The sequence below is a fragment of the Collimonas fungivorans Ter331 genome, from assembly GCF_000221045.1.
Lineage (GTDB): Bacteria > Pseudomonadota > Gammaproteobacteria > Burkholderiales > Burkholderiaceae_D > Collimonas > Collimonas fungivorans_A.
On record NC_015856.1, the window covers coordinates 691,459 to 716,601 of the forward strand.

General features: G+C 59.3%; 20 protein-coding genes and 1 tRNA gene. 3 read left to right on the forward strand and 18 right to left on the reverse strand.

Going from position 1 to position 25,143, the window contains the following annotated elements:
- Positions 1–2: 2 nt before the first annotated feature.
- The 5 genes from gsiC to CFU_RS03060 all read right to left on the reverse strand — a co-directional run bounded on the left by gsiC (position 3) and on the right by CFU_RS03060 (position 6,504).
- Positions 3–923, reverse strand: coding sequence for a glutathione ABC transporter permease GsiC (gene gsiC / locus CFU_RS03040; RefSeq protein WP_014004585.1), 921 nt, complete (start codon positions 921–923; stop codon positions 3–5).
- A gap of 106 nt (positions 924–1,029) precedes the next feature.
- Positions 1,030–2,577 (reverse strand): glutathione ABC transporter substrate-binding protein GsiB, encoded by a 1,548-nt coding sequence (gsiB, locus tag CFU_RS03045; RefSeq protein WP_014004586.1) that lies wholly within the window; start codon positions 2,575–2,577, stop codon positions 1,030–1,032.
- Between the two features lie 63 nt (positions 2,578–2,640).
- Positions 2,641–4,503, reverse strand: coding sequence for a dipeptide ABC transporter ATP-binding protein (locus tag CFU_RS03050; RefSeq protein WP_041741153.1), 1,863 nt, complete (start codon positions 4,501–4,503; stop codon positions 2,641–2,643).
- A gap of 26 nt (positions 4,504–4,529) precedes the next feature.
- A complete protein-coding gene (locus tag CFU_RS03055; protein WP_050808712.1) occupies positions 4,530–5,435 on the reverse strand; it encodes an isoaspartyl peptidase/L-asparaginase in 906 nt (301 codons plus the stop codon).
- An 82-nt stretch (positions 5,436–5,517) separates the two neighbouring features.
- Entirely contained in the window at positions 5,518–6,504 is a 987-nt protein-coding gene (locus CFU_RS03060) for a MurR/RpiR family transcriptional regulator (protein WP_014004589.1), read from the reverse strand.
- 285 nt (positions 6,505–6,789) lie between these two features.
- Here CFU_RS03060 and CFU_RS03065 point away from each other — a divergent pair, with 285 nt between their 5' ends.
- The gene (locus CFU_RS03065; protein WP_014004590.1) at positions 6,790–7,305 is read left to right on the forward strand and encodes a cupin domain-containing protein; all 516 of its coding nucleotides are present in this window, start codon (positions 6,790–6,792) and stop codon (positions 7,303–7,305) included.
- A 119-nt stretch (positions 7,306–7,424) separates the two neighbouring features.
- On the opposite strand, the gene CFU_RS03070 is transcribed toward CFU_RS03065, so the two are convergent.
- Positions 7,425–8,702, reverse strand: coding sequence for a dicarboxylate/amino acid:cation symporter (locus CFU_RS03070; RefSeq protein WP_041741154.1), 1,278 nt, complete (start codon positions 8,700–8,702; stop codon positions 7,425–7,427).
- Positions 8,703–9,005: 303 nt separating this feature from the next.
- Between CFU_RS03070 and CFU_RS03075 the strand changes: the two genes are divergently transcribed.
- Positions 9,006–10,418: a PLP-dependent aminotransferase family protein gene (locus CFU_RS03075; protein WP_050808713.1), complete on the forward strand. Its 1,413-nt coding sequence runs from the start codon at positions 9,006–9,008 to the stop codon at positions 10,416–10,418.
- A 1-nt stretch (position 10,419) separates the two neighbouring features.
- Here the strand turns inward: CFU_RS03075 and CFU_RS03080 are convergent, their stop codons facing one another.
- From CFU_RS03080 to CFU_RS03090, 3 genes are all read right to left on the reverse strand, one after another.
- The gene (locus CFU_RS03080) at positions 10,420–10,716 is read right to left on the reverse strand and encodes a helix-turn-helix domain-containing protein (RefSeq protein ID WP_014004593.1); all 297 of its coding nucleotides are present in this window, start codon (positions 10,714–10,716) and stop codon (positions 10,420–10,422) included.
- Between the two features lie 18 nt (positions 10,717–10,734).
- A complete protein-coding gene (locus tag CFU_RS03085; RefSeq protein WP_014004594.1) occupies positions 10,735–13,038 on the reverse strand; it encodes an FdhF/YdeP family oxidoreductase in 2,304 nt (767 codons plus the stop codon).
- A gap of 184 nt (positions 13,039–13,222) precedes the next feature.
- Entirely contained in the window at positions 13,223–14,158 is a 936-nt protein-coding gene (locus tag CFU_RS03090; protein WP_041741156.1) for a LysR family transcriptional regulator, read from the reverse strand.
- 314 nt (positions 14,159–14,472) lie between these two features.
- Between CFU_RS03090 and CFU_RS03095 the strand changes: the two genes are divergently transcribed.
- Positions 14,473–15,243 carry an SDR family oxidoreductase gene (locus tag CFU_RS03095; protein WP_014004596.1) on the forward strand — a complete coding sequence of 257 codons (771 nt, stop codon included), beginning with the start codon at positions 14,473–14,475 and terminating at the stop codon, positions 15,241–15,243.
- A 99-nt stretch (positions 15,244–15,342) separates the two neighbouring features.
- Here CFU_RS03095 and CFU_RS03100 read toward each other — a convergent pair whose 3' ends face one another.
- The 9 genes from CFU_RS03100 to lolB form a co-directional block, all read right to left on the reverse strand.
- Entirely contained in the window at positions 15,343–18,033 is a 2,691-nt protein-coding gene (locus tag CFU_RS03100; RefSeq protein ID WP_014004597.1) for a TonB-dependent receptor, read from the reverse strand.
- 289 nt (positions 18,034–18,322) lie between these two features.
- Complete coding sequence (gene ychF / locus CFU_RS03105) at positions 18,323–19,414, reverse strand: redox-regulated ATPase YchF (RefSeq protein WP_014004598.1); 1,092 nt, start codon at positions 19,412–19,414, stop codon at positions 18,323–18,325.
- Positions 19,415–19,613: 199 nt separating this feature from the next.
- Positions 19,614–20,822, reverse strand: coding sequence for an acyltransferase family protein (locus tag CFU_RS03110; RefSeq protein ID WP_041741157.1), 1,209 nt, complete (start codon positions 20,820–20,822; stop codon positions 19,614–19,616).
- A complete protein-coding gene (pth, locus tag CFU_RS03115; RefSeq protein ID WP_014004600.1) occupies positions 20,819–21,403 on the reverse strand; it encodes an aminoacyl-tRNA hydrolase in 585 nt (194 codons plus the stop codon). Before pth ends, CFU_RS03110 begins: the two co-directional genes overlap by 4 nt.
- A gap of 137 nt (positions 21,404–21,540) precedes the next feature.
- Entirely contained in the window at positions 21,541–22,167 is a 627-nt protein-coding gene (locus CFU_RS03120) for a 50S ribosomal protein L25/general stress protein Ctc (protein WP_014004601.1), read from the reverse strand.
- A 123-nt stretch (positions 22,168–22,290) separates the two neighbouring features.
- Complete coding sequence (locus CFU_RS03125; RefSeq protein WP_014004602.1) at positions 22,291–23,244, reverse strand: ribose-phosphate pyrophosphokinase; 954 nt, start codon at positions 23,242–23,244, stop codon at positions 22,291–22,293.
- Positions 23,245–23,430: 186 nt separating this feature from the next.
- Positions 23,431–23,507: transfer RNA gene (locus CFU_RS03130), tRNA-Gln, on the reverse strand.
- Positions 23,508–23,590: 83 nt separating this feature from the next.
- The gene (ispE, locus tag CFU_RS03135; RefSeq protein WP_014004603.1) at positions 23,591–24,484 is read right to left on the reverse strand and encodes a 4-(cytidine 5'-diphospho)-2-C-methyl-D-erythritol kinase; all 894 of its coding nucleotides are present in this window, start codon (positions 24,482–24,484) and stop codon (positions 23,591–23,593) included.
- 8 nt (positions 24,485–24,492) lie between these two features.
- Positions 24,493–25,128: a lipoprotein insertase outer membrane protein LolB gene (gene lolB, locus CFU_RS03140; RefSeq protein ID WP_041741158.1), complete on the reverse strand. Its 636-nt coding sequence runs from the start codon at positions 25,126–25,128 to the stop codon at positions 24,493–24,495.
- Positions 25,129–25,143 lie beyond the last annotated feature (15 nt).

Consider the following 25,143-nt stretch of genomic DNA (forward strand, 5'->3'; position numbering starts at 1 on the left):
CCTCACTTGTAACGGATGCTAGGGTTGATGACGGCGTACAGCACGTCCACCACCAGGTTGATGAAAATGAATTCCAGCGAGAACAGCAGGATTTCGGCCTGGATGACGGGATAGTCGCGCATTTCGACGGCGTCGATCAGCAAGCGTCCCATGCCGGGCCAGTTGAACACTTTTTCCACCACGATGGAACCGCCCAGCAGGAACCCGAACTGCAAGCCCATCATGGTGACCACCGGGATCAGGGAGTTGCGCAGGCAGTGCTTGAGCACCACGATGGTTTCCGACAGGCCCTTGGCGCGCGCGGTGCGCACAAAATCTTCCTGCAGGATTTCGACAAACGAGGAACGGGTAAAACGCGCCATGACGGCGGCCACCGCTGCGCCCAGCGCCAGCGACGGCAAGATATAGTGGCGCCAGCTGTCGGCGCCGATGGTAGGCAGCCAGCCGAGCTTGACCGAAAACAGTTCCATCAGCAGCATGCCCAGCGCAAACGACGGAAAGGAAATGCCGGATACCGCCAGCGTCATGCCGAGGCGGTCCGGCCATTCGTTGCGCCATACCGCCGAGACGATACCGATGACCAGGCCGAACAGCACCGCCCACACCATGCTGCTGACGGTGAGCCAGAAAGTGGGCCAGAAGCGTTCGGCGATTTCCATGCTGACCGGACGCTTGGTGCGCAGCGAAGTGCCGAAGTCGCCGTGCAACGCTTTGCTGAAATAGTTGACGAACTGCTCGTGCATCGGCTTGTCCAGGCCCAGGTCCTGGCGAATCAGCTCAACCGTCTGCGAGTCGGCTTCAGGTCCGGCCACCAGCCGCGCCGGATCGCCCGGCAGCAGGTGGACAAACAGAAATACCATGACCGCCACGATCAGCAAGGTCGGTATCAGGCCCATCAGGCGTTTTAATATATAGGGAAACATGGCATCCAGTCTGTTGCGATAAAACGCAGGCCGGACCGGAGCGGCCGGCCTGCGGGTCTTGCTTGTATTTTGCTTGTCTCTTGCTTATACCTGCTTGTGTCTCTGCTTATTTCAATTCGATTTCGTCGAAGTTGAAGGAACCGTCAGGCATGACATAAATACCTTTCAGGTTCTTGCTGCGTACGTACAACAGCTTTTCAGTCACCAGGAAAGCCCACGGCGCATCTTTCCAGATTTCGGTTTGCGCATCCTTGTAGAGCGTGGTTTTTTCCATGCGGTCGGTGGTGGTCAAGGCCTTGGCGATATCAGCGTCGACTTTTTCGTTCTTGTAATAGGCCGTATTGAACAGCTTAGGCGGGAACGATTCCGACGCCAGCAAAGGACGCAGGCCCCAGTCGGCTTCGCCAGTCGAGGATGACCAGCCGGTGTAGTACATACGTACCGGTGCGTTGGCCGCTACCGGTGCGCTTTCGACTTTCTCTACACGCACGCCGGCTTCCAGCGCCATGACCTTGGCCTTGATGCCGACCTGCGCCAGCTGCTGCTGCACGAACTGGATGATTTTTTGCGCGGTGGTGTGATTGTAGGCAGACCACAATTCTGTTTCGAATCCATTCGGATAACCAGCTTCAGCCAGCAACTGCTTGGCTTTCTTGGGATCGTATGGCCATGGCCCGGTCTTCAAGGCATAGTCGACGCCTTGCGGCAGCACGCCATCCTGCGGCGTTGCGTAGCCGCTGAAGGCTACTTTGACGAGCGCTTCCTTGTTGATCGCATAGTTGATCGCCTGCCGCACTTTCGGATTGTCGAAAGGCTTTTGCAGGGTATTCATCGAAATGTAGCGTTGCACGATCGACGGCGAGGAGATCAGATCCAGATTTGGCTTGCTTTTCAGCAGTTCGGCTTGCTCGAAAGGGATACGGAAGGCGAATTGGGCCTCGCCTGTCTGCATGACGGCGCTACGGGTATTGTTGTCGACTACCGGCTTCCAGGTGATGCTGTCGATCTTCGGATAGCCTTTTTTCCAGTAGCCGTCGAATTTCGTGACCTTCATATAGTCGGTCTGCTTCCATTCCACGAACTTGAACGGCCCGGTGCCGACAGGGTGGAAGCCGATATCCTTGTTGCCGTACTGTTTCAGCGCGGCCGGTGAAATCATGGCGGCGGAAGAGTGGGCCAGGGTATTGATGAATGGCGAGAACGGCTCTTTCAGCGTGATCTTGACTTCATAGTCGTTGACAATGTCGACCTTGGAAATGCGGTTGAACAGGTTGAAACGCTTGAGCTTGTTGTCCGGATTGATGACCCGCTCCAGGCAGATCTTGACCGCATCCGCCTTGAAGTCGGTGCCGTCCTGGAACTTGACGCCCTTGCGCAGGCGGATAGTGTAGACCAGGCCATCCTTGCTGACTTCGTAACCCTCGGCCAGCACATTGACTACCTTCAGGTCCTTGTCGAAACCGAACAAGCCTTGGTAGAACGACTTGATCGCCGCTTGCGACAAGGTGTCGTTGCTGTCGTACGGATCGAGCGTAGTGAAGGTCGAATCCACCGCCAGTGTGACGTCCTTGGCGGCAAAAGCGTGGCCGGCGGCAAACTGGGCGGTCAGTGCAACGGCAATGCTGGCTAATAGCTTGTGTTGAGTGGTGCGCATGTGTTACTCCCCTGGTTCAAAAAGTCATCGAAGATAAACAAACAGATAAGGCAGAAAACAACGTTAAAAAGCAGCTGAAATCCGGTGGGTTGCAACAAAGTGGCCCGGCCCCACCTGTTTCAGCGGTTCGACTATCGGCAAGTCGTCGATATTGCGGATCGGGCTGGGAATTTCTTCCGGCAGCATCTCGCGCAGGCGGTGGCGCTGCTTGGGATCGGCCACCGGCACCGCCGCCATCAGTTTCTTGGTATACGGATGCTGGGGATTTTCAAAGATCGCGCGGCGCGGGCCGATCTCGACGATCTGCCCCAGGTACATGACCGCAACCCGATGGCTGATACGCTCCACCACGGCCATGTCGTGCGAAATGAAAATGAAGGAAATCCCCAGTTCCCGCTGCAGGTCGAGCAGCAGGTTGACGATCTGCGCCTGGATCGAGACGTCCAGCGCCGACACCGACTCGTCGGCGATCACGATCTTGGGATTCAGCGCCAGTGCGCGGGCGATGCAGATGCGCTGGCGCTGGCCGCCGGAAAATTCGTGCGGATAACGCTGCGCATGCTCTGGCAACAGTCCGACCCGTTCCAGCAGCGCCGCGACTTTTTCCTGCGCGCCTTCGGCCAGGCCGTGCACCAGCAGCGGCTCCATGATCGAATAGCCGACTGTCAGGCGCGGGTCGAGCGAGGCAAACGGGTCCTGGAAAATGAACTGGATTTCGCGCCGCAGCGAACGCAGCTCCGAACGCGGCAGCTTGGCCAGGTCGCGTCCGCCGAATTCGACGCTGCCGCTGGTGATGTCGACCAGCCGCAGCAGCGAGCGGCCGGTAGTCGATTTGCCGCAGCCGGATTCGCCCACCAGCGCCAGCGTTTCGCCCGGATACAGGTCGAAACTGATCTGTTCCACCGCATGCACGCGCTGCTTGACGCGGCTGAAGATGCCGCTCTTGACGTCGAAGCGGGTAGTCAGGTTGCGCACTTTCAGCAGCGGCTGTTGCTGCGGATCGGAGCCAGGAATGCTGCGCACCAGCTTGGCTTCCGCTTCCATTTCAGGCGTGATGGCGGCACCGGCGATGGCAATCCGCTCAGGCAGGTCGGTGCCGTGCATGGCGCCCAGGCGCGGCACGGCCGCCAGCAGCGCGCGGGTGTAGGGATGCTGCGGCGCCTCGAAGATCGCATGTACATTGTTTTCTTCGACTTTTTCGCCGCGGCACATGACCACTACTCGGTCGGCGATCTCAGCCACCACGCCCATGTCGTGGGTGATGAAAATCACCGCCATCTGCATTTCATCCTGCAGCGCGCGTATCAGCTGCAGGATCTGCGCCTGTATCGTCACGTCCAGCGCGGTGGTCGGCTCGTCGGCGATCAGCAGCGACGGTTTGCAGGACAAGGCCATGGCGATCATCACGCGCTGCCGCATGCCGCCCGACAGCTGGTGCGGGTGGCGGTCGAGGATGCGGCGCGCTTCCGGGATGCGCACAGTTTCCAGCATGCGCAGAGCTTCGGCGCGTGCCGCTGCCATGCTCTTGCCCTGGTGCAGGCGTATCGATTCGGCAATCTGCTCGCCCACCGTGAACACCGGATTGAGCGAAGTCATCGGTTCCTGGAAAATCATGGCGATTTCCGAACCGCGGATGTGGCGCATGGTGCTCTGGTCGGCGCTGGCGAGGTCGACCGTGCTGCCGTCGCGCCGCTGGAAATTCATGATGGCGCCGCTGATGCGGCCGCCGCCGTAATCGATCAGGCGCATGATCGATTGCGACGACACCGATTTGCCCGAACCCGATTCGCCGACGATGGCCAGGGTTTCGCCGGCATCGATATGGAAAGACAGGTTGCGCACCGCTTCCACCTTGCGCTCGGAGGTGGTGAAGCCGACGCTCATTTGTTCTACCGTGAGCACGCGGCGGCCGGTTTGTCTGTTCATGGAATTGCTTCCTGTGGTTGGCTGCGTCATTTGTAGATCGCCGTTAGCGGCGCCGCGCCGACCTTGGCATAACCGCGATACATGCCTTCGGTATTGAACGGCAGCGCCACGTTGCCTTCGGCGTCGATGGCGATCAGGCCGCCGCGGCCCTGGTAGCGCGGCAGCAGGTTCATTACTACCTGTTCGGCGGCGTCCGCCAGGGATTGACCGGCATATTCCATGCGCGCCGAAATATCGTAAGCCGCCACCGTGCGCATGAACGCTTCGCCGGTGCCGGTGGCAGAAACGGCCACGGTACGATTGTTGGCGTAGCAGCCGGCGCCGATCAGGGGCGAGTCGCCGACCCGGCCGACGCGCTTGTTGGTAATGCCGCCGGTCGAAGTGGCCGCCGCCAGGTTGCCATGCATGTCGACCGCGACGGCGCCCACGGTGCCGAATTTGTTGTCCGGATCGATAGGTGCAATTTCGGCCGCCTTGCTGGTGGCGTCGTGATCGAGCAACAGCATGCCTTCCTGGTCGCGCGCGCGCAGCCACTGGGCATGGCGGGCTTCGGTATGGAAATAGTCGGGCTCGACCAGCTCTACGCCATGCTGGGCCACGAAGGTTTCCGCGCCGGCGCCTACCAGCAGGATGTGTTCGCTATGTTCCATCACCGCGCGTGCTCCCAGTATCGGATTGCGCACATGGCCGACGTTGGCGATGGCGCCTGCATCCAGCGTGGCGCCGTCCATGATCGCCGCATCCAGTTCGTGGGTGCCTGCATGTGTATAGACCGCGCCTTTGCCGGCGTTGAACAGCGGGCAGTCTTCCAGCATGCTGACGGCGCAGGCGACGGCGTCCAGTGCGCTGCCGCCGGCGGCCAGGATTTTCTGGCCGGCGCTGAGGATCTCTGTCAGGGCATCATGGTAGGCCTGCTCCTGCGCGGTATTCATGGCGCTGCGCAAGATGGTACCGGCACCGCCGTGGATGGCGATGGTGGCGACGTTGGCTGGAGTGTTGGTGCTGTTGTTCACGTTATATCGCTTTCGTTGCAGATTTCCTGGAAGCCGCTTTGTTGGCCTTGTTGCCGCTCTTGTTTGGTGTGCCGGGCTGGCGCCGGCCGTCCGGGTGATGCAGCCAGGGCAGCACCGCTTCCGTCATTTTCGACGCCGCATGCACCGAACGGTTGGCGCGATGGGCGACGGCGTCGCATACCGCCTGGATCAGGGCCAGCGCCGCCGCATCCGAAGTCGGCGACAACAGGCGCTCAGTCTGCGCGTACAGGGTGACATCGGCCAATGGCACCAGCGGCGAAGTCGGTGCATCGGTAAACGCCAGCACTTGCGCCGCACGCTCCTTGGCGCGGCCGGCCAGCGTCACGGTATCGGTGACATAACGCGGGAAGGCCAGCGCGATCACCAGGTCGCGCTGGTCCAACTTGAAAAACTGGCGTGCGGCCTGCGAGGGACCGCCGGGACTGGCCACCGACAGCACCGTGCGGCAATAGGGTTCCAGCGCGTGCGCCATGATGCCGGCCAGGAAAGCGCTGGCGCCGAAGCCGAGGATGAAGATCCGCTCGGCGTTGAGAATCATACTGACGGCCTGGTCGCAGTGCGCGGGCGACAAGGCGCGCTGGGTGGCTTCCAGGTTTTGCATGTCGGCCCGCAGCGCTGCGGCCATGATTTCTGCGCTGCTGGCGGGGCGCAATACTTGATCGCGCAATTTCTCGACCGGCGCCAGCGACGAGGCGAAATCCAGCACCAGCGCCGCGCGGAATGCCGGATAGCCGTCGAATCCCAGCGCATGGGCGAAACGGTTGGCGGTCGCCAGCGAAACGCCGACCGCATCGGCCAGTTCGTCGATAGTCATGGTGGCGGTATGGAACACGTTTGCGAGCACATAGTCGGCGGCCTTGCGGTGCGCTTTCGATAGTTCCGGATAGGCTTTGCCTATGCGCGCTGCGACCGCGCTTTCGCGTTGCCATGCGGTGATTGCTGAGTGTTGCACAGAGTGTTGCACCATCGGCCCCTTGGATTGATTTTTATAATTTGTGTAAATATATTTTCATTTTCTCGGCAAGTAAAGGAAATTTATTTTCTTTTTTTGAGGTGTGTATTTTGTGCCATCGAATGTGTGCGCAACTGGTGCGCGGATGGCGTGAAAATGCGGCTTTGCACCATTTTTGCCTGGCCTTTGTCCGCAACGGTGCATCGGAAACGAGAGGGGAAATGCGGGGAAACAGAGTTGCGTGTATTCTGCTGTGCAGGCGCAAAATGCAATTTATGACGTCGCCATAACGGAGAAAAAATGAGTGAAAAAGAAGAGATAAGCGCAGAAGGTCTGAGCCGACGGCTGATCCGCAATTTCAATGCCGTATCGCTGGAGCACGATGTGCGCGAGCCTTTGTACGATACGCTGTGCGCGCGCCTAGGGACGGGCACAGCGGCCCAAAAGCTGGGCGCCAGCGTGGATATCGTCGCCCCCGGCAAGGTATCTTGCCCCTATCATTTCCATTACGCGCAGGAAGAGATGTTTATCATCCTGGAGGGCAGCGGCACGCTGCGGGTAGCGGGGGAAATGCTGCCGCTGCGCAGCGGCGATGTGGCCTTCATCCCGCCCGGCCGGGAATATCCGCACCAGATAGTGAATACTTCCGACCAGCCCTTGAAGTACCTGTCGATCAGCACCAGAGAGCAGCCTGAGGTATGCGAATATCCCGATTCCGGCAAGTTCGCGGCGATGGTGTCGATTGGTGGAGAACGGGTTTTCGATGTGATACAGCGCAAATCGAATGGCCTGGATTACTGGGACGGCGAGCCTTAGGGTGGGCACCTGTGCCCACGCATGACCGCGATAACCGGAGTACATACTTGCGTGGCACCGGAATGGCATACACGTGATGTGAGTTTACGCGTGGGCAAAAACTTGCCCACGCTACTGGATCAGGCAGCCGCGTTGCTGTTCTGGTCGAGGCCGACATCGCTGTTGGCTGCATTGTAGATTTCCAGGTCCAGCAAACCTTCCTCCTTGGCCACCAGCACCGGCACCAGCATCTGGCCGGTGACGTTGGTCATGGTGCGCATCATGTCGAGGATACGGTCGATGGCGACCAGGTAGCCGATGCCTTCCAGCGGCAGGCCGGCCGAACTCAGCACCAGGGTCACCATCACGATCGCGGTGCCCGGCACGCCGGCGGTGCCGAAAGAGCCGAGCACCGAAGCCAGCATGATGATGAAATACTGCGACAGGTCCAGGTGCAGGCCGAAATACTGAGCCACGAAAATCGACGCGATCGCCGGGTAGATGGCGCCGCAGCCGTCCATCTTGATGCTGGCGCCGAGCGGCACCGCGAACGCGGCATATTCCTGTTTCACGCCGAGGTTATGCACCACGCTGCGCAAGGCGATAGGCATGGAAGCGAAACTCGACGAGCTGGTGAACGCTACCTGCATTGCAGGAAACGCGCCGCGGAAGAAGCGGATCGGGTTGAGGCGATGCGTGAGCAGCAGGCCGCCGTACACCACCACGATGTGCAGCGCGCAGGCGAGATACAAGGTGAAGACAAAATTCCCCAGCGGCAGCAGGCGCTCGAAGCCGTAGGAGCCGACCAGCGCAGCAATCAGGCCGAAGGTGCCGAGCGGCGTCATTTCCAGCACAAAGCGGGTGATCTGGATCATGGCGCTGCTGGCTTCGCCCATCAGTTCGCGCACCTGCTTGACCTTGTCGCCCAGCTTGACCAGCGCCATGCCGAGCAGCGCGGCGAAGAAAATCACTTGCAGGATCTTGCCTTCGGTCAGCGCCTTGAACGGGTTCGACGGCACCACGTCGAGCAGCACCTGGATCGGCGTCGGCACTTCGCGCACGGTGTAGTCGGCGGCTATCGCCAGCTGGCCCAGGTTCTGGCCGGGATTGGTGAAATTGGCGACCAGCAGGCCGACGCCCACCGCCAGCACCGCGGTGACGGCAAACCAGAGGAAGGTCTTGCCGCCCAGCGCCGCCACGCTTTTCATGCCGTGCAGGCTGGAAATGCTGTTGGTGACGGCGAAGAACACCAGCGGCACGGCGATCATCTTGATCAGCGTGACGTACAGCTTGCCGAGCGGGCCGAACCAGGTTTCGGCGGGTGCGCCTACCAGCCAGCCGGCCAGCGCGCCGAGTACGAAGCCGCCCAGCACGCGTTGCCAGAAGGGGATACGGAACCAGAGAGAAAAGATGTTCATAGGATAATCAGGAAATAAGGACGCGTCGTGCTGCGACACGAATGGCGAGAGTATGGCAGGCCTGGGGCAGGCGCGTAAACCGGGTGAGCCCGGAGTATCCGGGCTTGCCGGGCCTGCGTCCAATATATTTTTGCTCTATCCATATGCCTGGATGTTCTATTGATAACAATATGCGGCTATATTCTGGACACGGTCCTGATCGCTGTTTCCTCGCCGTTTCCCTATAATGAGGCAATCTTTTGCCTTCCGCCCGAGCCGTTGAAAAAATCCCGCCAGCCTCTTTACCAGCGTTTTGCCGAGCAAATGAAAGCTTCGCTGCAGAATGGCGTGCTGCGTCCCGGCGATCGCCTGAGTTCGGTGCGCCAGGCCAGCCAGCAGCACGGGCTGAGCATCACGACCGTAGTGCGCGCATACGAGCTGCTGGAAAGCAGCGGCCTGGTCGAAAGCCATCCGCAGTCGGGCTATTTTGTCAGGGCCCGCTTTCCCGCCGCCATGTCGCCGGCCCAGCAGCGGGACTCGCCAGACGAACCCGGGCGCTCCATGCCCTTGCCGGTATCGGCTGAAGTCGATGTCAGCCGCCACGTATTGGCGACGCTGAAATCGATACACCAGAACGACGCCAATCCGCTCGGTTCGCCCTATCCCGATCCAGCCCTGTTTCCGGCCCGCCGCATCAGCCAGTACAACGGCGCTATCTTGCGTAGCGGCGGTCCGCTGGGGGTGCTGGACGATTTGCCGCCCGGCCATCCTGAGCTGATCCGGCAGATCGTCAGGCGCCACCTGGAAACCGGGCTCAGCGTCGATCCCGGCGATGTAGTGGTCACGGTCGGCGCCACCGAAGCCATCAACCTGTGCCTGCAGGCAGTGGCGAAAGCTGGCGATACCATCGCGGTCGAGTCGCCGACGTTCTATGCGATGCTGCATGCGATCGAGCGGCTCGGCATGCGCGCTATCGAAATACCGACCGACCCACGCCTCGGAATGGATGTCGCCGAACTGAAGAAAATCATGCAGAACCAGCCGGTTGCGGCTTGCATGGTGATGCCGAATTTCCAGAATCCGCTAGGTTTTGAAATGCCGGAGGAAAGCAAGCGGCAGCTGGTGGAGCTGGGCTCGCGCTACAACATGCCCATCATCGAAAACGGCGTCTGCAACGAGCTGTATTTCGGCGCCGCCCATCCAAGTGTGCTGAAGGCTTACGACAAGCGCGGCATCGTGCTGTACTGCTCGTCGTTTTCCAAGAGCCTGACCTCGGCTTACCGCATCGGCTGGACCCTGCCGGGCCGGTACCGCGAGCAGGTGGAAAAACTGAAATTCCTCAATACGCTCAGCACCTCGACCTTGCCGCAACGGGCGATCGCGGCCTACCTGACTGCCGGCGGCTACGACCGCCACCTGCGGCGGGTGCGACGCACCTTGCAACAGCGCTGCGACATCATGAGCGCTTTCGTCGGCCGCTTTTTCCCGGCCGGCACACGCATCACGCGGCCGGCCGGCGGTTATGTGCTGTGGATAGAATTGCCGGCGGCGATAGATTCCATGGCCTTGTACCGGCAGGCGCTGGCGGAGGGCATCACGATCGCGCCGGGGCGGCTGTTTTCCACCTCCGACGCCTATCGCAGTTTCATCCGCATGAACTACAGCTACAGCTGGACGCCCGAGATCGAGCAAGCGATACGGCGCCTGGGCGAGATGCTGGCCGCGATGCTGGAATAGATCAGGCGGTTGCTGTTGCCTGGCTCTCGTCCAGGGCATCGAAAATCGCCATTCCGAACGGCGTCAGGATTGCGCGGCCAGTGCCGTCTTCGTTGAGTATGACGCTGACGATTTCGGCGCTTTCCAGCGCGCTCAGGTGGCGCCGCAAAGTGCTCATCCGCTGTTCCACCCGCTTGCTCAGTTTTGCCAGCGACATGCCGGGTCCGGCGCTGTGAGCGCGCTCATCGCCGGTCTCGGCATGCAGCGCCGACAAGATCGCCAGCACCGCGTCGTCAAGTTGTTCGTCCCAGTCCATCATGCGCAGTCGTTCATGATGTCACGCCGCCAACTGCATGGAACGGCGCAGCAGCACCGGGATCGATTTCGAAGTCGGTGTGCGGGCTTTGTCGGCAAAGCTGTTGAGCGGCACTAGCGGGTTGGTTTCCGGATAGTAGCTGCTGATGCAGCCGCGCGGGATATCGTATTCGACCAGCAGGAAACGGTCGGCGCGGCGTTCGATGCCGTCGTCCCAGACGCCGACCAGATCGACCCAGTCGCCCGGCGCGAAACCCAGCATCTGGATATCGAGCAGGTTGGCGAACACCACGCGCCGCTGGCCGAACACGCCGCGATAGCGGTCGTCCAGCCCGTAGATGGTGGTGTTGTACTGGTCGTGCGAGCGGGTGGTCATCAAGGTCATCAGTTCAGGACCGTATTTGCGGCGCGCCTGGTGGATCGGCGTGTCCTTGGGAATCGCGTGGACCATGAACTGGGCGCGGCCGCTGGCGGTTTTCCAGACCCGTTCGCGCGAGGCCACGCCGAGGTGGAAACCGCCCGGGTGCTTGATGCGGGCGTTGTAGTCCTTGAAGGCGTCGTACACTTTTTCGATATCGTCGCGGATCAGGGAATAATCCTTGACGTAGTCCAGCCACTGTATGCGGCTGCTCTTGAGCGTGGCATGCGCCAGGCGCGCCACGATATCGATTTCCGACAGGCAGGTCTTGGCCACCGGCTTGTTGATGCCGTAAGAGATGTGCACCATGCTCATCGAATCTTCCACCGTCACGCCTTGCGCGCCGGTTGCCTGCATGTCGATTTCAGTGCGGCCCATGGTCGGCAGGATCAGGGCTTCCTTGCCGTGGATCAGGTGGCTGCGGTTCAGCTTGGTGGTGATGTGCACGGTCAGCGCGCAAGACTGCAGCGCCTCCCAGGTGCGCGGCGTATCAGGCGTCGCCATGGCGAAATTGCCGCCGAGGCCGATGAAGACCTTGACCTGGCCTTGCAGCATCGCTTCGATCGTGCCTACGACGTCGAGGCCGTGTTCGCGCGGCGGCTTGAAGCCGTACACTTTTTCAATGCGGTCGAGGAAAGCGGCGGTCGGTTTTTCATCGATGCCGACAGTGCGGTCGCCCTGCACGTTGGAGTGGCCGCGCACCGGGCACAGGCCGGCGCCGGGGCGGCCGATGTTGCCGCGCAAGAGCATCAGGTTGGACACCATCTGGATCGTCGCCACGCCGTGCTTGTGCTGGGTCAGCCCCATGCCCCAGGTGGCGATGACGTTCTTGCCGCGCACATAGACCTGCGTCAGCCGTTCGATGTCGTCCCTGCCGACGCCGGACTCGGTGACGATGTCGTCCCAGCTTTCGGCGCGGATGTCGGCTGCGAATTCTTCAAAATAAGCGGTATGCTCGGCGATGAACTGGACGTCGATGACGCGCTCGCCATTGTCTTGTTGGGCCAGGTCGTCAAGCTCCAGCACGCGCTTGATCACGCCCTTGACCAGCGCCAGGTCGCCGCACAGGGTAGGGCGGATGAACATGTTGCTGATGCTGGTGCCGGAGCGCGACAGCATGTCGGACGGGTGCTGCGGGCTGGAGAAACGTTCCAGGCCGCGCTCGCGCAAGGGATTGATGGAAACGATGGTGGCGCCGCGCTTGGCGCATTCGCGCAGCTCGCCCATCATGCGCGGGTGGTTGGTGGCCGGATTCTGGCCGAAGATGAGGAAGGTGTCGGCCAGGTCGAAATCGTCCAGCGTCACCGTGCCCTTGCCGACGCCTACGGTCTCGGGCAGGCCGACGCTGGTCGGCTCGTGGCACATGTTGGAGCAGTCGGGGAAGTTGTTGGTGCCGTACTCGCGCACGAACAGCTGGTACAGGAACGCTGCCTCATTGCTGGTGCGGCCTGAAGTATAGAACGACGCCTGGTTCGGATCGTCCAGTGTGTTCAGGTGATCCGACATCAGGCTGAATGCGTCCTGCCACGAGATCGGCTGGTATTTGTCGCTGGCGGCGTCATACACCATGGGCTCGGTCAGGCGGCCGTGTTCTTCCAGTTCGTAATCCGATTGCAGCAGCAGCGCGCTGACGCTGTTCTTGGCAAAAAAATCGGCAGTGACGCGTTTGGAAGTGGCTTCCGCCGCTACTGCCTTGACGCCGTTTTCGCAGAATTCGAAGGTTGATGCGTGATCGCGGTCCGGCCAGGCGCAGCCGGGGCAGTCGAAGCCGTCCGGCTGGTTCTGCGCCAGCAGGGTGCGCACGCCGCCGCCCGGCACTCTTTCCTTGAGCAAGTGCAACGCCACATATTTGAGGGCGCCCCAGCCGCCGGCGGGGTGGTTGTACTGCTCGATCTTCTGGTTGCTCATTGTTGTTCCTTGCAGCGCTGCCGGACGCCATGGCCTCGCGCAAAACGCGCAGGGTCAGGTCGAGTGTAGCCAGGGCTTTGCTGCAGTAGCACATACAGTAGGTGCAGTAGATTTAGAGCACAGTTACAAATATTGACGATACTGTACTTTGCATGCTTTTGCCTGAACCGGCAGGGGAGGCGATCTAGTCAGACAGGGGAAGCGCAGGAGGCAATGGACTGGCCCGCAGATCCGGCGGCAGCAAAGTGGCGATCCAGTCGATAAATACTTGTACCCGGCCCGACAGGTGGCGGCGGTGCGGATACAACGCATAAATCGGCATGGCGCCGGCGCGCGCCTGCGGCATGACTTCCAGCAGTTCGCCGCTGTCGATGTGGTCGCGCACATCGTAAGCCGGCACCTGGATCAGGCCCATGCCGGCCAGGCAGCAGGCGATATAGGTCTCGGCATTATTGACTGCCACCCGGCTAGGCATTTCCAGGTTGACGATGACGCCGTCCTGGCTGTACTCCCAGAGCGCGGTACGGCCCGTGGTAGGGGAAATATAGTTGATGGCCCAATGCCGCGCGAGGTCGGCGGGGTAGTTCGGCATGCCGTGTTTTTCCAGGTAGGCAGGGCTGGCGCAATTCATCAGTTCAAACTGGCCCAGCCGGCGCGCCACCATACTGCTGTTTTCCGGCTGGCCGACGCGCAATACGCAGTCGACGCCTTCCTGTATCAGGTTGATGGCGCGGTCGGTGCAGCGCAGTTCCAGTTCGATGTCGGGATACAGTTTAAAGAATCCCGGCAAGGCCGGGGCGATCATGCGCCGCGCCAGGCGGCTGGGCACGTCGACCTTGAGCTTGCCGCTGGCCTGCGCCGGCGCTTGCTTGAAGAGTCCTGATATTTCTTCAAAGTCAGACAACAACTGATAACAACGTTCAAGCAAGGCGCTGCCATCCTGCGTCAGATGGACCCGGCGCGTGGTGCGCTGGAGCAGCCGCGCACCAAGGCTGGCTTCCAGTTGCTGCACTGCCGCGGACACGGTCGCGCGCGGCAGGCCAAGGTTATCCGCGGCTTTGGTGAAGCTGCCGGTCTCGGCCACGCGCACGAATACCTGCATGGTTTCTACTCTATCCATGATCCCTCTTTAATGTATGGATGCTGGATAGTCTAGAGAATTTCGATGATTTTGTACTGTGTTTCCCGAACAATGACCGCTTTTCTGACATTTGTTCACAATAAAAGCGCCGTCATTGCCGAGTTTGCCTCTGTGGCGTTGCCAATGGGAATTGGTCCTGATTCATGGATAGTCTATGCGGATAGTTCGTCTTTATCCGCACCCAGGCTGCCGATAAACTCTTTGCAACTATTCAATTATTGCGCCGCGGCCTACTGCGGCCTGGGTAGTGTTTTATTCATTGATGAGTCGTCACGCAATCTAAAGGATAGAAAATGGATCACAGCTTGAAAGATAAAGTCATACTGATAGGCGGCGGCGCTAAAAATCTGGGCGGCCTGATTTCCCGCGATTTGGCCCAGGCGGGCGCCAAGGCCATCGTCGTCCATTACAACAGCGATGCCACCAAGGCAGCTGCCGATGATACGGTTGCCGCGGTCAAGGCCGCCGGCGCCCAGGCGATTTCGGTGCAAGGCGATCTGACCCAGCCGGCCAATGTCGCCAAACTGTTCGATGCCGGCATCGCTGCTTTCGGCGGTATCGACATCGCGATCAATACCACCGGCATGGTGATCAAGAAACTGATCGTCGATGTGACCGAAGAAGACTACGACAAGATTTTCGACGTCAATTCCAAAGCTGCTTTCTTCTTCATGCAGGAAGCCGGCAAAAAATTGCGCGACGGCGGCAAGATCTGCACCATCGTCAGTTCCCTGCTGGCGGCTTATACCGATTCATACGCCATCTATCCCGGCTCAAAAGCGCCGGTGGAGCATTACACGCGGGCGGCTTCGAAAGAATTCGGCAGCCGTGGCATTTCCGTGACGGCGGTAGGCCCGGGACCGATGGAGACGCCGTTTTTCTATGGCCAGGAAACCGCAGATTCGGCTGCCTACAACAAGGCGGCTGCGGCGTTGGGGAAATATTCCAAGACCGGATTGACTGATATTGAAGACATCTCTCCGCTGATCAAATTCCTGGTGACTGACGGCTGGTGGATTACGGGGCAGACAATTTTTGCCAATGGCGGTTACACCACCCGCTAAGCGCTTGCGGGAATGGGCGGCAAGGTATGTCCAAACCAAAGCCTGCCGGGCAAGCTTGCCTGGCAGGCTGGTGCGGAAGCGCTCCCGATACTCCAGCGATTAAAAGAATTGATAGCCGGCGCGCACGAAGAACGCGCGGCCGATCGCGTCGCCATAGCGTGCATCGTAGCCGTACTGGAAATTGTCGGTGACGTTGGAAGCCGGCGGGTCGGTGTTGAACAGGTTCTTGATGCCGGCCGTCAGCGTCAGGTTCTTGAAGCCGGTGTAGCTGCCTGATACGTTGTAGCGCGTATAGGAGCCGATCTGGCGGTTGCGGTAAGCTTCGGCAACCTGGCTGCCGTTCTGGTCGCGGTAGCCGGTGGTGTAAACCTGCTGCACGGCGGCGCTCCATGGACCTCGGCTCCAGTTGAAGGTGGTCGCATGGCGCCAGCGGAAAATCACGCCGCCGTTGGCGTAGAGCGCCAGGTTGTTCAGGTAGTCGCCGCCGGCTTCGGTCTGATAATCGTATTGGCTGACATAAGTGCCGTCCAGCGACAGGCCGAAATTGCCCCAGGCGGTCTTTGGCAGGCGCCATGCAAAGCCAAGATCGAAACCCGAGGTATGCACATTGCCGAGGTTGACGTTGGTGCCGATGATGTGACTGAGCGAGCCGTCCGGATTGCGCACGAACTTGTCGGCGTACTTGACCGGGTCGGCAAAAATGTCGTTTTCGGGAATCACCGAAATCTGGTTCTTGATCTTGATATTCCAATAGTCGGCAGAAGCGGTGACATTTGGCAGCGGTTCGATCACCAAACCGAGCGTGAAAGAGTTGGATTTTTCGGGCTGCAGGTTTTTATTGCCGCCCTTCATTTTGAAAAATTGCTGCCCGCAATCGCGTGCGGCAATCCCGTCCGGCGCAACGCTTCCTCCGGGGCAGAGAAGCGGATCGTTGTATGGCGCAGCTGTATATGTTTTTGCATTCGGATCGTTCAATTCATACAGGCTGGGGGCGCGGAAACCGGTGCTGTACGAGCTGCGGAACATGATCTCCCTGGCCGGCTGAAAGCGCAGCGCGACCTTGGGATTGACGGTGCTGCCGACATCGCTGTAGCCATCGTAGCGCAAAGCCAGCTGCGCTTCCAGAGTCTTGGCCACCGGGACGTTCAGTTCGGTGAACAACGCTTTCACGTTGCGGCTGCCGGATGCCGACTTGGAATCTTGGGAACCCGTGCTTTCCACCAGATCCGAAAGTGCGTGATTGACATTGAAGTTGGCCTGTTCCCTGCGTAATTCTCCACCCAGCGCGAAACCGACAGGCCCCGCAGGCAGCTGGAACAGTTCGCGGCTGGCCGTGAAGTCGAGCGAGGTCACCTGTGTCTTGGCGTCCAGGGTGACGCCGCGCACCTGCGCACGGTTCAGGTAGTCGATGCCGGCGGCGCTCTGTGCACCGAAGGGATTGAGGATGCCGTTCAGCAGTCCCTCGCGCACCATATTGCTGTCCAGGTAACCGCTGACCAGGGCATCGCTCGCCTTGCTCATGGCATACGCCAGGCCGGTCTTGTAATCCCAGCCGCCCAGCGTGCCATCCAGGCTGAGCAGCAAACGATCGGTGCTGTTTTTGGATTCGCCGACGCGCTGGCCCGCATCCACCGAACGCCAGTTAACCGACAATGGGCCGCCGCTGGCGCTGCCAGGGGTAATGCCGTTGCCGGGATAATAGGGGCTGTTGGGATTGATGAGGTAGTCGCTGCCGTCGCCGCTGCCGTCGCCGCCGAATACATCGCTTGCGACATAGGTTTTTATCTTGTTTTGCGCATGCAGGTATTCAATCGATGCGGTATTGTCGGCATCCAGCTTGAAAGTGCCTTTGCCTATCACGGCGATTTCTTCGGTCTTCGGCACGATGCCGATCACCGCCTGGCTGTTGTAGCGGCAAACACCGCCCTGGGCAAACGCATAAGGCGGCTTGCAGCCGGAACCCGCATACGGGTTGCCGGACTGGCCGGCATCAATGTCGTAGTAGTTGGCCGGATAGGAATTGCCGCTGCCGATGTTCATCCCCAGGCCAGGATTCCGTCCGCCCGGTGCGGCGAAGCTGCGGTCGCTGGCTTTCACCGCATTCTGGCTGTGATAGTCGACCACGCCGAAGAAGTTATAGCCGTCCTTGTCGAGGTCGCCGATGCCGCCTGACAGGTTGAAACGCTTTTCCGCGCCGCCGCTTTGTTCGGGCGCGATGCCTTCCACGCTCAGGTTGAGGCCGGTATAAGAACGCTTGGTGATGAAGTTGATGACGCCGCCGATGGCGTCGGTGCCGTAGATGGCGGAAGCGCCGTCGCGCAGGATTTCAACGCGGTCCAGCGCGGCCACGGGGATCACGTTCAGATTGACTGCGGAGCCGTCGAACGCGGCGTTGGCGAGGCGGCGGCCGTTCAGCAGGACCAAAGTCTTGTTCGGACCCAGCCCGCGCAGGTCGGCCGCCGCGCCAACCGTCCGGCCGGCGCCGACATTGGCGCTGGTCGTGTAGTTGGTCTGGTTGCCTGAAATATTGGACAGCACTTCGGCCGCGGTGGTGGATCCCAGTTTGGTGAAATCGTCGGCCTTGATGACAGTGACCGGCAGCGCTCCTTCTGCGGCTACGCGCTTGATCGACGAGCCGGTAATCTCGACGCGCTGCATCTGTTGCGGCGCTTCCTCTTCCTTCTCGCTCTCCTGCGCCTGCAACGGCTGGGCCAGCAGGCCCAGGCCGACAGCCAGGCTGCCTGAAAACATCATGCGCAGCGAGTGCTGCAGTCTCCGTTCCTTCATCATGATCAGACCCTCCCCATGGATTAAATTCAGAGTTGAAATCGTTCTTGTTTTGTTCCTCGGGCTGGCAGGTCTCCCGGACAGTCGAGTCGTGGCGAGAAGTATTGCAATTGAGTGCTTTTATGGCAATAAATACTGGAAAGTTAAGCTGAAACTTAGAGGGGGAGCAGGGGAGGGGGAAACAAGGCCTGGTTCAGGCGAGTAATGGCAGCAGAAGGGATAGCGGAAACAGACCGGGCGCTACTGGAGCGCCCGGATTTGCAAATCAATGCATGAGGATGGCGGTTGCCGTTTAGACGTTGAACAGGAAATTCAGAACGTCGCCGTCCTTGACCACGTATTCCTTGCCTTCGGCGCGCATCTTACCGGCTTCCTTGGCGCCTTGCTCGCCCTTGTGGCTGATGAAATCGTCATAGGCGATGGTCTGGGCGCGGATGAAGCCGCGTTCGAAATCGGTGTGGATCACGCCCGCCGCCTGCGGGCCGGTGTCGCCGACATGGATGGTCCATGCGCGCACTTCCTTGACGCCGGCGGTGAAGTAGGTCTGCAGGCCGAGCAGCTTGAAGGCGGCGCGGATCAGGCGGTCCAGGCCTGGTTCTTCCATGCCCATGTCGGCCAGGAATTCATGCTTGTCGGCTTCGTCGAGGTCGGCGATTTCCGATTCGATCGCAGCGCAAATTGCCACGATGGGCGCATTCTGCGAAGCAGCGTAAGCGGTCAGCTGGTCCAGCAGCGGGTTGTTGGTGAAGCCGTGGTCGGAGACGTTGGCGACATACATGGCAGGTTTTGCGGTGATCAGGCACAGCGGCTTGATCAGGGCCATTTCTTCGGCGTCGAGGCCGCAGGCGCGCACCGGCTTGGCCTGGTCCAGTTCCGGCATTAGGCGTTCCAGCAGGGCCACCAGCTTGGCGGCATCCTTGTCGCCGGAGCGGGCTTTCTTGTTTTCGCGGTGGATGGCTTTTTCAACCGTGCCCATGTCGGCCAGCGCCAGTTCGGTCTGGATCACGTCGATGTCGTCCAGCGGATTGATCTTGCCGGCCACGTGGATCACGTTGTCGTCTTCAAAGCAGCGCACCACGTTGACGATGGCGTCGGTTTCGCGGATATGCGCGAGGAACTGGTTGCCCAGGCCTTCGCCCTTGGAGGCGCCAGCCACCAGGCCGGCGATGTCGACGAATTCCACCGTCGCCGGCAGGATGCGCTCCGGCTTGACGATCTCGGCCAGCGCCTTGAGGCGTGGATCCGGCACCTCTACCATGCCGACGTTCGGCTCGATGGTGCAGAAAGGATAGTTCTCTGCAGGAATGCCAGCTTTGGTCAGGGCATTAAAAAGGGTAGATTTGCCGACGTTCGGGAGGCCGACGATGCCGCATTTGAGACTCATGGAAAAACTTTCTAGATCAATTGATTACAGGTGTTGATAGGGGTTGCGGCTCAAGATTTATTGGGTCCGCAAGGGCAAGACCTGTAGTTGTTAGACTCGCAACAAAGCCAAAGAAATCGGGAGTGTTCCCACAAATTCGTATGGATTTTGTTCAAAAAAGATGACTATTGTAACTCTGTCGGAACGCCTTCTACAAAGGCTAATCAATAGTCTCGACCGGCGCGTGCTTTAAAGCCGGGGAAGCATCCTTCTGCGGCAAAAGTTCAGCGGCTGGATTTCGCATGGAAAGCAGATAGGCAGGCAGCCTGTTTACAGGTTTGAGCGCAAATATCTCGACCCGGCGGAAAATAACAGCCGCGGTAATGCTGACCGCAATTGAAACCAGAATGATCAAAGAGATATGGGGGCCGTCGAGGGTTCCCAGCTCGGAAAATTTAATGGTTAAAAAAGAGGTGAGCGAAATAATCACACTGAAATGCACGAGGTATAAAGGGAACGAAATTTCACCCAGGAAGCGGGAAAATTTCGACGAAAAAAAGCCGACGGTCCAGTTCGATGTGTAAAAACAGAACACGAGGGCCGCTGCAGTCACGGCGTTTATATTGATGTATTGCCAAAAATTCGGATATTTTTGTGAAAATGTGTAGGTAATCGCAATGGCTATCAATATTGCGATGACAGCGAAATTCCAGCTTCTGGACGCCCGCAGCCGGTCGAAGACGCCATTTGCGCGGTACTGCGCGAACAGTATCCCGATAAAAAAAAGACAGTAAAACGATTGGGCGACAAGCAGGAAAACAATCAGTGCATACAATATCCTGATCGGGGCTTTGAGCCGGGTAGAAAGATACAGGTACAGGAAGACCAGCAGTGAGCCGACCAGCTCGATGGACATCGTCCAGAGAAACGGATTGTATGAAACGCTATTTGAATGACCGGCGTAAACTAGGTAAAACGAATAGCGCAGCAGGGAAATCAGATGTGGCTCAAAAAGTATGAATGCACCGAGCCAGTCTTCCCTATGGATAATCTTCGCCGCGGCGACACTGTAGTTGGCCCCGGCCAGCATCAAGACATACACGATTGCACAAGAAAGCAGAATCGGGACGGTCAGGCGAAAGTAGCGTTTGATGAGCAGCGAGTCCAGCAGCCTGAAATCCGTTTTTTTTAAGAAGCTGGAGGAAAGCGCATCGCCGGAAAGAATAAAAAAGACCGTCACGGCCAGGCCGCCGTTGAGCAGAAAATACAGAAAATGACTGCGAAACATCGGCACCAGATTCCCGAATGTCTCGTTGGTCAGGTGGAAAAATAACACAATGAGTGCGGCCCACCCTCGGATGCCATCAATTTCTTGAAGTCGATTTTTCATATCGTAAGCAACCGCTCCGGCGGGCGGCGATGGCGTCATTTGGCGGTATGCAGCTGCATGGTCGCGGCTTCGAATTTGCCTTCGCACAGCAGGGGAATGATTTTCAGGCTGTCGGCAATCGCTTCTTCGATTGGCACTTGCTCGTCCTTGCGTGGCCGGTGCAAAACGAAATCGACGACCGCCTGCTGCAGGCTGAGCGTGCGCGGATGGCCTATGCCTAGCCGCAGGCGCCAGTAATCCTGGGTGCCGAGCGCGGCCGTGATGTCTTTCAAGCCATTGTGTCCGCCGGACGATCCGCCTTTTTTCAGCTTGGCGCTGCCGGGCGGCAGATCGAGCTCGTCGTGCACCACCAGGATTTCATCCGCGGCAATCTTGTAGAAGCGCGCCAGCGCGCCGACCGACTGGCCAGAGCGGTTCATGAACGTCTGCGGTTCCAGCAGCCAGACTTCCTGGCCGGCGATATTGGTCTTGGCGGCCAGAGCGTTGAAGCGCGCTTCCCGGGCCAGCTTGCGGCCGAGGTCGTTGGCCAGGTTGTCGACCAGCCAGAAACCGGCGTTGTGGCGCGTTTGCTCGTATTCGGGGCCGGGATTGCCGAGGCCGGCGATGAGGCGGATAGACATGTGTTATTGATTTTCGTATGGATGGCTTGCGCAAATTATAGAAGAAGACAGCCTCCAACAATAAAAAACCCGCCACGAAGGCGGGTTTCAGGTAGCTGACTACGGCCAGAAAACCGCTCTGGCCGATAGGTTTGCTATTACTTCTTGTCGGCAGCCGGTGCGTCAGCAGCTGGTGCTTCAGCAGCAGCAGGAGCGTCAGCTTCGACCTTGCCGGCCGGGATCGATGCAGTAGCGATCGTCACGTTTTCCTGCGATACGGCAGCAACGCCCTTAGGCAGCTTCAGGTCAGCCAAGTGGATCGAGTGGCCGACTTCGATGTTGGTCAGGTCGACTTCGATGAACTCTGGCAGGTCGGCTGGCAGGCAAGTCACTTCCAGTTCAGTGAAAACGTGGCTGATGATGGCGCCGGACAGTTTCACTGCAGGAGCGATTTCTGCATTGACGAAGTGCAGAGGCACTTTGACGTGAATTGCTTGTTTTGCATCGACGCGCTGGAAGTCAGCGTGCAGGACCAGTTGTTTGTATGCGTGGACTTGGAAGTCGCGCAGCAGGACTTTCTGCACCGCGCCATCGATTTCGAGATCGAGGATCGAGGAGTGGAAAGTTTCTTTTTTCAGCGCGTGGTACAGCGCGTTATGGTCCAGCGAGATATTGACCGGCGCGTCGGAACCACCATAAACGATACCTGGTGTTTGGCCAGCATTGCGCAGGCGGCGGCTCGCTCCGGTCCCCTGCTCTTTGCGTACAAATGCGATTACTTTCATTTTGAAGCTCCATTGTGTGCCGGATAGAAATCCGGCGGTAAAAACCCTCCGCGACCAGAGGGTTTTGTTAGCCCGCTACGTCCGCCTTTCGGCTGGCGTGGCAGGGAATACGAATTCAGTCCACTAGGACTCGGCAAACAGCGACATCACCGAATCGCCCTTGGTAATGCGCTTGAACGTCTCAGCCAGCAAGCTGGCGCACGACAACTGGCGAATCTTGCCGCAAGCCTTGGCTTCCGCCGACAGCGGGATGGTGTCGACCACCACCAGCTCGTCCAGCGGCGAATTGACGATGCGCTCGAGGGCAGGGCCGGACAGCACCGGGTGCGTACAGTAAGCCACTACCTTCTTGGCGCCGCGTTCTTTCAATACTTCGGCGGCCTTGGTCAGGGTGCCGGCGGTATCGACCATGTCATCCATGATCACGCAGTTGCGGCCTTCGACTTCACCGATGATGTTCATGACTTCCGACACATTCGCCTTCGGCCGGCGTTTGTCGATGATCGCCAGGTCGCAGTTCAGGCGTTTTGCCAGCGCACGGGCGCGCACCACGCCGCCGACGTCCGGCGATACGACCAGCAGGTCGTCGTAGTTCTTGCTCACCAGGTCGCCCAGCAAAATCGGCGAGGCGTAAATATTGTCGACCGGGATGTCGAAGAAGCCCTGGATCTGGTCAGCATGCAGATCCATGATCAGGACACGTTCGACGCCGGCTTCCTGCAACATGTTGGCGACTACCTTGGCTGAAATCGCAACCCGCGCCGAACGCGGACGGCGGTCTTGCCGCGCATAACCGTAGTAAGGAATCGCGGCGGTGATGCGGCCAGCCGAAGCGCGCTTCAGGGCATCGACCATCAACATGATTTCCATCAGGTTGTCGTTGGTCGGCGCGCAAGTCGATTGCAGCACGAATACATCCTTGCCGCGCACGTTCTCGTTGATCTCGACCATGACTTCGCCGTCGGAGAACTTGGTGACGTTGGCTTTGCCTAGCGGGATGCCGAGTTGCTTGGCAACTCCAATAGCTAGTTCCGGGTTTGCGTTACCGGTAAAAACCATCAGGTTTTCGTTTGCCATGGAGTTCCCTGGATACAGTCGTTAAAAAGTTGAAAAGCCGACAATGCCCGACTATTCTAGTCTTGCGTTGGCGGCTTAGGTATTCGCTGTGTGCTGTTGTTGTATTTCTGAAGCGGCTTGCTGCTGCTGCCGCTGTAAGAACTAAAGTAACACTATTTCCTGCAGGACACTCTCGTCCGTATCTAATGGCAGGGGAAGAAGGATTCGAACCTTCGAATGCTGGAATCAAAATCCAGTGCCTTAACCAGCTTGGCGATTCCCCTACGCAACTTGTTGTCTACCATAAATCCGCGCTGCATTTGATGACGGCGCTTGAATCTGATGCTAAACCGAATTCTGTCTTACTTTAACGATCCAGCAACCCTGCGAGCGGATGTTCCTGCATCGCCTTGGCTTTCCATGCTTTCCAGCGATTCGGCACCAGTTTCAGTACCTCATCTGCCTGTTCTTCTTGCGTAAAACCGCAAAAAACACATGCGCCGGATCCGGTCATTCTGGCATCTCCATGCTTGCCTAGCCATTTTATGGCATCTGCAACTTCCGGGAACTGCCTGGCGGCCACGGGTTCCAAATCGTTTTTTCCGAAGAGCTTTTTGCTAGCTATCGAAAAGTCCGTCATTTTGACGGGTTTCGTACTCCTTGTCAATTCCGATGATGAAAAAATTAATGCGGTCGGAATTGTTACGCCGGGCTGAATTATAACGAACCATAGCCCCGGAGTGTCAAGCTTTTGCAGGCTTTCTCCGATTCCTTCTGCAAACGCATTTCGCCCGAACAGGAAAAACGGCACATCGGCGCCCAGCTGCAGGCCCAGAACCATCAATTCTTCGCGCGACAGGCCGCCTTGCCACAGGTGGTTGAGGGCCATCAGCGTGGTGGCGGCGTCGGAAGAACCGCCGCCCAGCCCGCCGCCCATGGGCAGGTTTTTTTCGATGGCGATATCTGCGCCGGGCGCTGCGGCCCCGGTTCTGTCATGGATCGCATTTTGCAGCAGCCTGGCGGCGCGCACGATCAGGTCGGACTCTTGCGGCACGCCCGGGATTTCCGTGGTGCGCCGGACCTGGCCGTCGGCGCGTACTTCAAAATGCAAAAGATCGCTGAAGTCGACCAGCTGGAACACGGTTTGCAGCAGGTGATAGCCGTCCGGGCGGCGCCCGGTGACGTGCAAAAACAGATTCAGTTTGGCCGGCGCCGGGCAGTTATTGAGCGTGCGGGTCGTGGCAAATTCGGGCAAATTCATTGCAGGTTTCAGTGTGGTTGGCGGCTGTCGATGACGATACGGATGGCAACCTCACCCGCTTGTGCGGTATTGCGCGCCAGGTCTATCCGTTTCGGATAACTTTCGGCGCCATTGTTCTGGTCCTGCCAGTTGGTGTACTGGATCAGCCACTTATCCGCGGTAGTGACGCTGAAGCCGTCGTCGGCGGCCGGGGCTGCGCTGAAGCGCTGGCCGGCGGCGTTCTGGCCGAAACCTTGCAGCCAGTCGCGCAGGCCGGCGACCGGCAAGGGCCAGCCCAAGGCCTGCACCGTCAGTGCGTCGACATCGCTGGCGCTGCGCGCAGGCTGGCCGCTTTGCTTGAGGGTGGCCTGGTCGGCCGCGATATTGATGGTGGCCAGGGTTTGTCCCAGCGGCGAGAGCAGGGTGATGACGGTTTCCTGCTTGCCTTGCGCCCAGGTGAAGCTGCCGTGCACCGCCTGCTCCTTGCCGTCTTGCTGATAGCGTATCGACAGGCGGCCGCTGACATCTATGGCCTGGTGGTATTGGCGCGCCGCACCGCTGGCGACGCTAGCGGTGTTGGACGACTGCGGCAGCGTGCTGCAGCCGCTGAGCGCCATGATCGCCAGCGCGGCGGCAAGCAGCGCGCCGCGCCGGATTGCCGGCAATATGTGCCCCGGGTT